At 41.9% G+C, this 13,924-nt stretch carries 8 protein-coding genes; 5 read left to right on the forward strand and 3 right to left on the reverse strand.

Translation table 11 applies throughout. From position 1 onward, the window contains the following. The first annotated feature begins 117 nt into the window (after positions 1 to 117). From PI95_RS11385 to PI95_RS11405, 5 genes are all read left to right on the forward strand, one after another. Entirely contained in the window at positions 118 to 2,658 is a 2,541-nt protein-coding gene (locus tag PI95_RS11385; protein ID WP_336507202.1) for a DUF7925 domain-containing protein, read from the forward strand. A gap of 70 nt (positions 2,659 to 2,728) precedes the next feature. Next, a complete protein-coding gene (locus PI95_RS11390) occupies positions 2,729 to 3,277 on the forward strand; it encodes a DUF11 domain-containing protein (RefSeq protein WP_039739596.1) in 549 nt (182 codons plus the stop codon). Between the two features lie 139 nt (positions 3,278 to 3,416). Then, entirely contained in the window at positions 3,417 to 4,937 is a 1,521-nt protein-coding gene (locus PI95_RS11395; RefSeq protein WP_163518805.1) for a DUF11 domain-containing protein, read from the forward strand. Beyond that, on the forward strand, positions 4,934 to 8,455 hold the full coding sequence (locus PI95_RS11400; protein WP_236117029.1) for a TonB-dependent receptor: 3,522 nt from the start codon (positions 4,934 to 4,936) through the stop codon (positions 8,453 to 8,455). The genes PI95_RS11395 and PI95_RS11400 overlap by 4 nt, the downstream gene beginning before the upstream one ends. Positions 8,456 to 8,706: 251 nt before the next feature. Continuing rightward, positions 8,707 to 11,853 carry a DUF11 domain-containing protein gene (locus PI95_RS11405; RefSeq protein ID WP_039739593.1) on the forward strand — a complete coding sequence of 1,049 codons (3,147 nt, stop codon included), beginning with the start codon at positions 8,707 to 8,709 and terminating at the stop codon, positions 11,851 to 11,853. A gap of 73 nt (positions 11,854 to 11,926) precedes the next feature. Here PI95_RS11405 and moaD read toward each other — a convergent pair whose 3' ends face one another. From moaD to PI95_RS11420, 3 genes are all read right to left on the reverse strand, one after another. Continuing rightward, positions 11,927 to 12,184 (reverse strand): molybdopterin converting factor subunit 1, encoded by a 258-nt coding sequence (moaD, locus tag PI95_RS11410; RefSeq protein ID WP_039739590.1) that lies wholly within the window; start codon positions 12,182 to 12,184, stop codon positions 11,927 to 11,929. Between the two features lie 156 nt (positions 12,185 to 12,340). Continuing rightward, positions 12,341 to 12,787, reverse strand: a complete 447-nt coding sequence (locus tag PI95_RS11415; RefSeq protein ID WP_039739588.1) for a hypothetical protein — start codon at positions 12,785 to 12,787, stop codon at positions 12,341 to 12,343. A gap of 132 nt (positions 12,788 to 12,919) precedes the next feature. After that, positions 12,920 to 13,426, reverse strand: a complete 507-nt coding sequence (locus PI95_RS11420; protein WP_039739585.1) for a hypothetical protein — start codon at positions 13,424 to 13,426, stop codon at positions 12,920 to 12,922. Positions 13,427 to 13,924 lie beyond the last annotated feature (498 nt).

Raw genomic sequence — 13,924 nt, forward strand, 5'->3', positions numbered from 1 at the left:
TTTTGGGCTAATTTGACTTAGCAATTCTTGCATAAATTGTTGAGTTAAATTCTGCTTGGAAAAAACATTATTAATTGATGCCAGAAATTAACATGTTCTATGAAATGTCCCAGCAAAGTGAAGAATAAACAATCAAAATTATATCGCTCTTTAATAACAACGTTATTATTAGCCAACGGAATTTTTCAATTAGTCGCACCTGCATTAGCTGATGGTACAGCGGCTGGTCAAGATATTAGCAACACCGCTACAGCAACTTACAAAGATGATAGTGGTAACGACCTTAACGCTACTTCTAATACAGTTACTGTCAAAATTGCAGAAGTTGCTGGTATTACCATTACAAAGCAGAATTATGAAGATGATAACGGCGATGAAGTAGAACCGGGTGATAAACTTAAATTCAAATTTGAGATAAAAAACGTTGGAAACGATCCTACTAAGTTCCACATTCCTGATAAAACCAACGTGGGTATCACTAACGGTACTGTTGATTCACTTGAATACAGCTTAAATGGTACTGACTGGATACCAATTAATGACCAAGATACACCTTCAATTGATGCTGGTAAATCTATTTTTGTCCGCGTTAATGTGACCGTCAAGAATGATGCTCAAGCTGATGATAAAGTTACCGTTACTCTTGGTAACACGGCTGTTGACCCTAATAATACTGAACTGCTATTACAGAACCAACAACGGGATACACCTAATGAGAATCCTGGTGACGTTTACACCGTAGATAACATTGGCACAACAAATGGTGACATTGATGGCAACCCGGCTAACGGTGTGCGTGAGGCTGGTGCTTTTCAGACTGCAACGGTAAAGGCGAAAAAATATGCTTTAGCGACAATTTTTAAGACGAAAACTAACTATGAGAATGCTGGTACAGCCAAAATTAATGATGATTCTTTTACTTATGACCTGACTCTGAAAGTAGAGGGAACAGATACCACAAAAAATAATATTATTCCGGGGACATTGGTAGGAACAAAGATTAATTTAAATGGAACTCCCGATACCATCCGCATCTTAGTTTCTGATGCTATTCCTAAAGACACAGAACTTGCATCTGTACCCACACCTCCAACTAATTGGATAGCAGTTTATACAGAAGATGCGGTGACAACTAACGCTAATACTGAACAATGGAAAACATTCACAGCAGCGACTGATTTAAGTAAAGTCAAAAGGATTGGTTTCGTCAACGATCCAACAGCGTTTACTTCTATTGAACCGAACGCACCGGAAATCAAATTTCCGATCAAGATAAAAGTTAAATCTGATGTCAGCAAAGCATCAGTGACAGTAGAGAACATCGCTCAAATATTTGGTCAAACCAAAGATGGCACTACTTTAGTTTACGATGAATCTGGTGATGACAGACCCAGCAACTACGGCGATGATGGCAGTTTACCGCCCGGTGCAACAGATGCCAATGGCGATAAGATTCCTGATAACAATCCTACTGTAGAAAGCGGTTATATTGACAATCCTGGAAGCTTACCCGAAAGTGACACTGATAAAGATAATAACAACAGCGGTAAAGGTCCAGGTGGTGAACCGAATCGGTTCGTAACTTCTAATGAGGCAACAGTAAAGAATGGACCCAAAGATGCCCCAGAAGCTAAAGGTCCTACTGCTGATGACAAGGGTGATTATACAAACAGTGACTTTACCAACAAGTCTACGAAAGTACCAGCAGATAAGTCTGCACCCGGAAGTAAATTTGACCCGGATTTTGTCACTTTTGAGAACACGGTAAAAAATACCAGTACTCTCACAAACGACATCTCGCTGCTTCCTACCTTATCCGCAGGTTTGCCCAAAGATACAACAGTTACTATTTCTTACGGTGGCGTTGATAAGGTTTATACCTGGGATGGCACTAATTTTACGATAGGTGGTAACGTTATTACTTCCAAATCTGATTACATCACTATTAAGGATGTGGCAGCGGGTAAAGAAGTTACCTACACCGTTAAAGTTGATTTACCGCAGGACACTGCGTTATCCACAGATACAGGCACAGGTTTCCCAGTTGCGATCGCTGCTTTTGTTGATGATGCAACTCCTGGTTTAGGCATCACAGAACCAAGAAATATCACTATTGACCGAGTTTACACGGGTTTCTTGAAAATGGTGAAACTGTCGCGAGTTTTACAAGCAGATGGTCCACCTGTTGGTGCAAATCAGGGTGACTTTGAGTCAACACCAGCTGTCAATAATATAGATCCGAATCCTAGCGTTGGTGATGTCGTCAGAACACCGGCTCCAGGAAACATTATTGAGTACCAAATTAGGTACAAGAATATTTCTCAAAATGAAGGTGACGGAAATGGCAATGTGCTTTTAAATGCGAAAAATGTTGAAATTACTGAAGACGGTACAGGGGGTACGAATAACTGGGCAAAGGATAACGATGGCGACAAAAATCTAGACACCACTCATGTTTCAGGTCAAGCTATCGATACTAAAGGCAGTATTGAATATTACGTTGGAGCAACTGCAACAACTGTAGATCCAGAAGTTCCAGGTGTTACTAAGTATGTAGACAAGGTAACAGACCAAGTTAAACCGGGTGACGAAGGAACGTTCACATTTCAACGCAAGGTGTACAAACCAAAAGAGCCAAATTCTCCGTCTGAGTTATAAGTCTTGATTACTCTGGTTTCCAGTCTGAGACTGGGAACCAGAGAAAACTAAAAATGAAAAGGTTAATAAAATGAAGCGTGTTTCTATTGCAAGTATCGGCGCGATCGCTCTTTTAACAATACCATTCATCGGTGCAATTCCAGGTATCCCAAGTATGTGGGATATGGGCGAAGCCATCGCTCAAAATACCAAAAATCAAGGGCAATTACAATTGCGTCTGGAAGCAGAAAAGAAAATTCTCAAGCAAGAAAAAGTAACTTGGCAAGCATTGCAAGGTCAAGCTGTGGTGCAACCAGGAGATGTGCTGCGTTATACCGTTGCTGGAGAAAATAAAAGCGATCGCGCAGTTAAAAATCTCACTCTTAATCAGCCAATTCCCAAAGGAATGCAGTATGTGCTGAAATCTGCTACCGCTACCAGTAATGCCAAGATTACCTACAGCATTGATTCTGCACGCACCTTTGTGGAAAATCCTACCATACAAGTCAAACTTCCCAACGGCAAAGTAGAAACCAAACCTGCACCAGCAACAGCTTACACCCATATTCGGATGAATTTTAACGCATCTGTGCCGGCGAAAGCGATCGTTAAGGGGACTTATGAAGTGCAGGTGCGATAGGGGAAGGGGGAGAGGGGGACAGGGGGCAGGGGGCAGGGGGCAGGGGGACAAGGGGGACAAGGGGGACAGGGGGGACAGGGGGGAAATTTCTATATCTCCCACTATTAATTTTCAGGGTATCTGATAGGAGAAAGATTAAGTGATTCGTTTGCGAAAAAAACGGCAGACGGCATCTAGTAATAACTGGTTGCGAAGGTTAACAGCAACCATTTTGCTGGGAAGCGTCTTACAAAGTTATCTACCAACAAAAGCGCAACAAGTTGATAATAAAGCTGCGCTTCTACCTATTACAAATCAAGCTACATATACTTATACAGATTCAGATAATAATACATTTCAAGGAACTACTAGTCAGTTGAGTGCTAGTTCAAGATTACTTGACCCATTAGGTAGAATTTTAGGCTGTGGTGGACAGATTCTCCTGGATTATACAGGTTTTTCTGTTGGGTTGTATGAGCCGAATTCTAACGATCCAACGCAAATAGAATTGGGAAGACTGCTTTCACTGACAACAACAGAGTTACCTGATATTCCTAAGAATAATATTCCGGGCGGATTAAAACCAAATATTAATAATAAGAATCCCTACGTTTTAGATAATCAGGAACCGCGAGGTACTTATAACTTTTTATTAGATTCAAATAAAGGTCAAGCTATACCTGGTAAAACTTACATTTTAGTAGTTAATCCGCCGGCGAATTCTATTTATAGTCAGCGGCGAATTAAAATTACAATTCTTGATAATTCCAATGATATTATCCGATATTCTGCTACTTCTTTGGATGGTCAGCCAATTAGTACTACAGGGGATACTAGCTTTACAGATACGGTTGCTTTCATCCCTAATGCAGAAACAATAGGACTGAATTTATTTGCCTTTCAATTTCAGACTGGTTTGTGTCAACCGAATCAGGTGCAGATTATTAAAACAGGCGATCGCGCTACTGCTGAACCTGGAGATACAGTCATTTATCGGCTTTCGGTAAAAAATGTATCTGATATTAATTTGAAAAATACGATAGTTACTGACAACTTACCTTTAGGATTCAACTTTTTAGACAAATCTGTGCGCGGAGAACTTGACGGTCAACCAGTAGCTATTACTACCTCACGTAATGGCTCAACTGTGACATTACGCACAGAGGCAATTATCCCAACTGGAAAAGTGCTGAATATAGCTTATGCTGTCCAACTTACCACAGATGCGGTGCGGGGTTCAGGAAAAAATAGTGCGATCGCCAATATGCAACGCGCTGACAACAATTTCGCTGTTAAAGATGGTCCGGCAACTCATCAGTTGAAAATTCGACCGGGAATCGTCTCGGATTGCGGTACCATCATCGGTCGCGTATTTGTCGATAAGAACTTTGACGGGGAACAGCAACCTGGTGAACCGGGAGTTCCCAATGCAGTGATTTTTATGGAAGATGGCAACCGTATAACTACTGACCCTAACGGTTTATTCTCCGTCGCTAACGTGTTACCGGGAAATCATACAGGTGTATTGGATCTTAGCAGCCTTCCCGGTTACAGCTTGGCTCCTAACTTAAAATTCCGCGAACGTAATAGCCAATCTCGGTTAGTGCGATTAGAACCAGGTGGCTTGGTACGTCTGAACTTCGCAGTCACCCCATCCTTTCGGGAGGAAGCTAAAAAATGAAACGCAGACTGCAATATAAAATTCAAAATTCAAAATTCAAAATTCAAAATTTACAATGCGATTATTTCCATTTCCTCATCGGCGCTACAGTAGCTGTCGTCAGCACAATTTTACATCCAACCATCGCAACAGCACAAACCGAAACTCCCCCCATTAATAAAGAACAGCTAACTCCCCCCACTCCCCCCACTCCCCCCATCTCCCCCTCCCCCACTCCTCCCTCTGCGGTTCAAATCCTCTCCCCTACCCCTGACACCATAGCCGACGATCCAGCAACTACAGTAATTTTGCAATTTCCTGCTCTCAGCCAGGTAGAACTACAGGTAAACGGACAACTCGTAGATAAATCCTTAATTGGACGCACAGAAACCGATTCCAAAACTAACTTAACAACGCAGATATGGTACGGTGTCTCCTTAAAAGAAGGCGAAAATATTATATCTGTACAAGTTGCCGGAAGTACACCAGTAATAACGCGGGTGGTAGTCCGGGGAGCGCCGAAGCGGTTGACAGTGGAAACTGTGGAAGCCCGTATACCAGCTGATGCACGTTCCATAGCAAAAGTCAAGGGTCAACTAGTCGATGAAAATGGCAATCGCTCTAACCGTGATGCTGTTATCACTTTGATACCTTCGGCTGGGGAGTTTGTCGGCGCAGACTTGAAACCTGACCAACCCGGATTTCAGGTACAAGCGAAAAAAGGAGAATTCACTGCTAATCTGCGTTCTGATTTGAAGGCGCAAACTGTGCGAATTCGAGCCACAGCGAATGATTTGGAAGCTTTTACCCAAGTGCAATTTGCAACGGCGTTGCGTCCCAGTCTTGTTAGTGGGGTGGTGGATGTGCGTTTAGGTGCTAGAGGTACAGATTATTACGGTAAATTGCGTGATTTCCTTCCCCCGGATAACGATAAAAGAACGCAATTAGATTTTCACTCAGCGGTATTTGCTACTGGTGCAGTTGGGGATTGGTTGTTTACAGGTGCGTACAATAGCGATCGCCCTCTGAATGAAGACTGCAATTGTGATAATCGTCTGTTTAAAACTTACCAATTCAGCGAGCAAAATTATCCAGTTTACGGTGATAGTTCTACAGTTGATGCGATCGCTCCTTCGATTGACAGCGTATATCTGCGCTTCGAGCGCTCCACTGGCAAGGCTAGCCCCGATTATGCCATGTGGGGTGACTACAACACCGAGGAGTTTGCACAGCGATCGCAGCAATTCACAGCGATTACTCGTCAACTCCACGGCTTTAAAGCAAACTACAATTTAGGAAACCTGCAATTTACGGGTTTCTACGGAAACAATTTAGAAGGTTTTCAACGAGATACTGTTGCTCCTGATGGTACAAGCGGCTATTACTTCCTTTCTCGTCGCATTCTCATCCCTGGTAGCGAAAATGTCTTTATCGAGTTAGAAGAACTGAATCGTCCCGGTACTGTACTTCAACGCAAACAACTTAACCGGGGACCAGACTATGAAATCGACTACGATCGCGGTACTTTATTATTTCGTCAACCTGTCCTGCGGACTGATGTTGATGACCAAGGACAAGTGTTGGTAAGACGAATTGTTGCTACTTATCAATACGACAGCAAAGACTCAAACAGCAATATTTATGCAGGTCGTCTGCAATATAATTTTTCTCGCACCCTCAATTCGCAAAGTTGGTTAGCAGCAACTTACTTACAAGAAAATCACGGATTGCGTGATTTTCAACTTTACGGTGCGGATGCGATGATTTCTCTGGGTTCTCAAGCTAAGTTCATCGCTGAATATGCTCATTCTCAAAATGAGTCAGATGTGATGGGAATGGTTAGCGGTGACGCTTACCGTTTAGAAGCTGAAGCAAACATTACAAACGCTTTGCAAGGTCGTGCTTATTATCGCTTTGCCGATGCTGGTTTTGCGAATAACGCTACCATCAGCTTTGTTCCCGGTCAAACTCGCTATGGAGCGCAGCTTACAGGTAAACTTACCTCTACTACAAATTTACGGGTGCAATATGACCATGAAGACAACTTTGGAATTGCACCTCAACCGCTGAATACCTTTGAGGAACTGTTTACACCCCGTTCTCAAGCGATTCCTGGTAGTAAAGTTGATAATTCCCTCTCGACGATTTCTGCGGGAATTCAACAACGTTTAGGTAAAGCGACTTTAGGTGTAGATTGGATTCATCGCGATAGACAAGACCGGATTAGTGGAAGTGGATTGGATAGTAATTCTGACCAGTTGCGATCGCGTCTTTCATATCCTCTTGCAAAAAATCTCACCTTCCAGGCACAAAATGAGCTTACTCTCAGTTCTGATACCGATAGCGTTTATCCAGACCGAACTATTTTAGGGTTGAATTGGGCAGCGATTCCCGGTATTAATGTTAGTCTGGCTCAACAGTTCTACACTCGCGGACAGTTTGATGGTAACTCGATTACCAGCTTGAGTATTAATGGCGAACACAAACTTGGTAGAGATACGACGATTACCGGTCGTTATTCAATTTTAGGTGGTGCGAATGAACTGACAACTCAAGGAGCGATCGGACTAAATAACCGTTGGACTGTAGCTTCTGGATTGCATCTAAATCTAGCTTACGAACATGTATTTGGCGGTTTCTTTGGACGAACTGCGGCAGGTTCCCAATTTGCTCAACCTTTCACCGCAGGTCAATCAGCTTCTTCGATTGGCTTTAACGGAGGTGATAGTTACAGCGTCGGTTTGGAATATACTGATAATCCGCAGTTTCAGGCAAGCGCTCGTTACGAACATCGTACATCCTCAAGTGGTTCTAATACCGTAATTTCCGCAGGTGCTGCGGGTAAAATTTCGCCTGCTCTCACAGCTTTGCTGCGCTATCAACAAGCGAATTCTTCTAATGTACAGACGCGAAATTTCGCGTCTGTACGAGGATTGGGAGATACAGTAAATCTGCGGATGGGTTTAGCTTACCGCGACCCGAACAACGATAAATTTAACGCCTTATTGCGTTATGAATATCGCGAAAATCCAGCGGTAATTCCTGACACTATCCTTTTGGGTAGTGGTACGGGTTCTCAAGACCATACCTTTGCTTTGGAAGGTATCTACGCACCGAATTGGCAATGGGAATTTTATGGGAAGTATGCTTTGCGTAATAGTACTTCTTATTTAGCTAACGATTTGGTGGGAACTAGCACAGTAAATCTAGCACAATTCCGGGCTACCTATCGCTTGGGATACAGCATGGATTTAGTGGGTGAAGCTCGCTGGATAGGTCAATCTAACTACACAGAAACAGGTTTTCTTTTAGAGACAGGTTATTATCTCACACCTAATTTGCGGCTTTCTGCTGGATACGTTTTTGGTAATATCGATGACCGAGATTTTTCCGGGACGCGTTCTGCCGGGGGACCTTATTTAGGTTTGACGCTGAAACTGAACGAATTATTTGACGGTTTTGGGTTGCAAAAAGTGGTGCCACCTCAGCAACAGGAATCTGTGGTGAAACAACTGCGTAATTCAAAGCTAAAGAATTAGGACTTACGCTGTTAGACCTCTCGCTCCTCTTATTCCTCTGTGTACTCTGCGTCGCGCCAGTCGCTACAAACTCCTCCACCCCCGCAACGCGCTGGCTTCTCTGCGGTTCGTCCCATGCGTGACTTGTGCGTAAGTCCTGAGAATTAATCGCTTTACAAGAAAGATTTTCTTTGATTTCGGGAAACCTAAACAAAGTATGGGGAACTTAAAAGCGATCGCCTTTTTATTATGTTGTAACTAATAAAACAAAGATGAATAAACCTGCTAAATTAAATATCCGTAAAAGTGTACCCTGGCAACTGATAGCAACATCCGCGATCGCGATGTCTCTATTGCAAGCATTACTGACAACTCCCGCAAAAGCGCAAACCGTTTCTATTAGTAAAAATGCTAACGTCAACACTGTACCGTCTGGGCAAACTTTCGATTACTCACTTAAATATAGTTGTATCAGCGCTGGTCCTAGTTGCCAAAACGCTGTAATTACCGACGTGCTACCATCACAAGTGCAGTATGTCAGTACTATATTAGGTATAAACCCAGCAGACGTTAAATACAATTCAAATAATCGTAGACTTACCATCACATTCACACAGCCAATTGCAGCGGGTGATACGAGTGAAATCACTGTGAAAGTCAAATTCCCCGCTGGTACTACTCCTAACAATACCGTTGCTGAAAATAAAGCCAACATCAATATTAGTAATGGCTCATCAGCAACAAGTAGCACCGTATCTGTGATTGCAACCGCAGAAAACAAGTTTACCGTAGAAAAACCCCCACTCAGTACCACACCAACGCTAGATCAAAATGTAACTTACACGGTAAGATTTAAAAATCCTACTGGCAGTGACATTGGCGGACTTAACCTCAACAATGCCCAATTGGTAGACAAGCTACCGTCAGGAGCGGTATTCGTTTCTGCTAGCGATAATGGTGTGTACGATGCTGCAAGCAATACTGTTACTTGGGCAATGGGCGATTTAAAAGTAGAAAATGGCAACAAAGAATATAATCGCACTGTAACCGTTAAATATCCTTCCTCTAGCTTTACCACTGCTAGCACTATAAAGAACATTGTTGAAGGTTACGGTCAGTCGGTGGGGGAAAACTCATCTAAATTCATAGACACGGCTAATATTAGTCATGGCTTTACAAAACCCTCACCCGATAGCAATATAAGTAAGGGTGGTGGTGCAAATTATGCGATCGGACAAACTGTAAATTATACTTTGTCGGCGAAAAACATAGGTAACGTTCCCTTAGATAGCTTCGTTATTACAGATAACATTCCCTCACAAGTCACAGTATCAAGTATCACCACCGGAATTTATAATAATCCGCCTTCTAATCTAATTATTCGTTATAAAACTAATCTCAAGAGTAACTTTACTAATTGGTCTGGAAGTCCCTTTAATCCTGCTATCAACCAAACCTTAAATGTCAGTGATTTGCCACTGGCAGCAAATGAATATATCACGGCAATTCAATATGATTACGGTAGCGTTCCTATCGGTTTTAGCCCCTCAACCACGCCCAAAATCACCGCAATTATTAATAGTAACCTCACTGACGGTCAAACCTTCAAAAACTGTGCAGACCTCAGCCGAACTTATGCTGGTACAACACCCGCACCAAAATCTTCTTGTACAACAGTAACAATTATTGACCCCCGCGCCATCATTGACCCAGGAAAAAGGATTGATACCAATTCTACAACAGGCACACCTGCACCTTATCTACCTAATGGCAATGTTCGCTTTCGCCTAGAAGTACGCAATACTTCTAGCAGCGGTGGTGCATTAACTGACCCAATTATTGCCGATTTGCTACCACCTGAGTTTGATTATGTTCCTGGAAGTTGGTCATTTGATAAGAAGGAAAATGCTAACGCACCGACACCAGAATTTGAAGAAATCCCCAACTACAAAAATACTGGTCGTACCCTATTGCGTTGGAAATTTACTGGAGCTTCTTCTTTCAGCTTTCCTGGCGATGGTAATAAATTATCATCATACATCTACTTCAAAGCGAAAGTCAAACCAGGCACAGCGCCTACGAATTACACCAACACGGTAGCGATAACATCCAACAGTTCACCGTTTGTGTGTTCTGATAACAAAAGTCCTGGTACAAGCTTAGATACACTGGATTTAGATAACGATGGTAGCACCAACGATACTTTGTGTACAGCTAATACTTCGGTAACTGTCAGTTCCCAAGCGGCTTTGACTTCACAAAAATTAGTCAGGGGTGAGTTAGATAATGATTATGTGGGGTATCCAACTAGAGGAAACTCTGTAGTAGGGGGACGAACTGATTACAAACTGACCATTACCAATCCTGGAAACGTGCCAATCAAAAATATCACCGTCGTGGATATTTTACCTTTCATCGGTGATACTCAAGTCGCTAATCCCTCAATTTCTCGTAATTCCCAGTGGCGTCCGAATCTCGTCAATGCACTTACAGTCAGCGATTCTCGCATTAAAGTATATTATAGCACTGCAACTAATCCCTGCCGTCCGGAGGTGGTGTCTTCGGGTCCTGTGGGTTGTGTTAATGACTGGTCACTGACTCCCCCGACTGACATCACAAAAGTGCAAGCGCTGAAGTTTGATTTGGGTACCATCATCCTCAAACCACAGGAAAGTTTATCCCTCACCTGGCTGATGCGAGTTCCAATTGATGCCACAATAAATACGGACGCTTGGAACTCTTTCGCTTATGTGGGAACCCGTACCGATAACGATCAACCCCTCGTACCTGCGGAACCGGGTGCAGTGGGTGTTGACCTAAAACCAGCAAAAGCAAAGTTATTACTGGTGAAACGCATTACCCGCATCAACAACCAAGACGTAACTGATATTGTGGATGGTCGTAGTGATGTTCCTACTAATGCTTCTAACTATGTACCAGAACCTTATGCAACTGATGATAGCGATCCAAAATGGACTGCTGGCTACTTGCGCGGATTGATTAATGCCAGCACTGTCAAACCAGGAGATGAGTTAGAATATACGATTTATTTTCTCTCTAGTGGCAATGTTCCCATCAAAAACGTTAGTATTTGTGACTTGATACCAGCTAATAGCAGCTTTGTTGAGAATGCCTTCGCAGCAGGTTCTGGTATTGCTTTGGAGATTAACTCCACATCAACTAATTTAACAAATATCAACGATAGCGATCGCGCTGAATACATCCCACCTAATACAATCGCTCCAGGTGCTTGTAACAAAGCTGACATTGCCAACAACGTCACTCCCCCAACACAACTTCAACCCGCTGCTAATAAAACAGGAGTAGTACTAGTTAATGTTGTAACTGGTTCAACAACCTTGCCTGAACCGAATAAACCTGCATACGGTTTCATTCGCTTCCGGGTCAAGGTGAAGTAAAGTCAATTTTAGATTTTAGATTTTGGATTTTAGATTGAATCCAAAATCCAAAATCCTTGGCTCCAAAATCCTATCACCCTCCGCTAACTGGGGGAATTAAGACGACTTCATCACCATCTTGGAGAATGGTATCTGGTTCGACGAATTGCAGATTCACCCCAAAGCGGGTGATTTCTCTGAATTGAGCAAGTTCGGGGTGTTCGGCAATTAGGCGATCGCATACTCCTGCTACTGTTGTACCATCAGGTAATTCCAGCATCAGTTCTGGAACTTTATAAGCTTCTTGATAAACAGCGAATAACTTGACGGTGACGGTGTTTGCATTGGACATAGAATAATAGGAAAAAAATTAACGCTGCTGTTGTGACTTGCAGCACTGATAGCCCATTTTAATTTTAATACTAATCGAGTGACAGGGATTGGTTAAGGCGATCGCCTTGCTCCCAATTCTCCATATCGATTTTTGCAACAAATCTATACTACCAAATTACGGCACAACCGTAAATTTCACAGTATAGCTATAGTTACCGGCTCGCAGAGAACGACCTCTATCTATAGCAAAATCAATCGTTAAAGGAGTGGTTCCCGCAGGTAAAGCTAAGGGAGCATCACCATTTTTAGTCGAGCTTCCAGAAGGAATTGTCACAGTAGCAACAGCAGATACCGGGGTGAATTCGGGTCCTGCAACTTGAATTGGTGCAGATACACTTATATTTGCCGATTGGCTACAAGTAGCATCAATTTTAGTCGGAGAACCACCAGCAGATGCGAAAGTAACTAATTTCTTTGGCGGAGTACTACCTTCAGTAACTAACTGACCGGGAGTAGCTTGAGAGAAAGTACATATATTTGATGGTTCGGAAGCTGCGTTTTTTATGAGAGTTAAATTAGCAGTTAGAATTATAAGTGAAAATAATAAGATTTTTTTAATCATTTGGTGTTAAGTAACAACTCTGTTTATCTTTTAAATATTTAAATTATTTCCGATAATTTGCACCATACATAAAGCTTACTAAATATGTTGATGATGCACTAATATATTTAAACTCAATTTAGTTATCCCTTATTAAGGAGTAGAAGTGAGGATGACTGTAAATTCGTACTCTCCAGGTAAAATATTTTGAGTGCCATTTTTTGCTTCCATGTTTACTTCAATTGTACCTATTGCCTCTCCATCTGCATTCGCAAAGATATCGCCAGTTGGCTTAGATTTGGAATTAACACTTAAACCTAAAGCGGTATTGCTGGCTGTTGCAGTTAAATTTTCAGGTAAAAATTCGGTTGTTCCACTAAGAAATTTTGTTTGTTTAGGCTCAGAAATAGTAAGTTTGGCATCACCATCACAGTCTATTTTAACTTTGGCGGGTGTTCCACCACTTACACTACTGCTAAGGACAGTAGGATTTGAAGTAGAATTAACACCTAACCATCCATCATTAAGCTTACTCAAATAACAGCTAGTTGCTACTGTACCGCTAGCCATAACAGCAGGTTCCTCAGCACTGGCGCTAGCGGCGAAGGTAACAGTACTTGCGAGTATGAAAGCTGAACTAATTAGCAAGTGACGAATCATGCTTGACTATCCATGTATACGCGGACAACATATCAACCGTTATAGGTTAACTTCAATTTACAAGCTTTGTGTTGAGTAAATTGACGGATTTTTATTCACAGGCTATCTACGTCAATCATCTATAATTTGTAAAAATTCACGATGCCCAGAAACCCGATTTATTAAAGAAGTCGGGTTTCTAAATTTTATGCTCTTGTTTATAACTTATGCAACTAGCACATCCTAAACGTTCGTAGTAAGCGTTTTAACGCTTTTTTTGGGCACTAAAGTGCCCACTACAAATCTCAAATTTTTATTTAAACCTTGTTTTCTCAGTATAAATACGTAAAAAATATTATATTTTTTAATTTTGCAATTCACAATAAAGGTTAAATTATTTTTACGTTATTAAATAAAAAGCTGCTGAAATTCATCAAATAATTCAAAATCGCTCCACAAACTCTTTAGAACAAACATAGTGTAACTACTGAGGCAGTGATTTATCTCTGAGGTTGATAA

The organism is Hassallia byssoidea VB512170, from assembly GCF_000817785.2.
Classification (GTDB): domain Bacteria; phylum Cyanobacteriota; class Cyanobacteriia; order Cyanobacteriales; family Nostocaceae; genus Hassallia; species Hassallia carrinoi.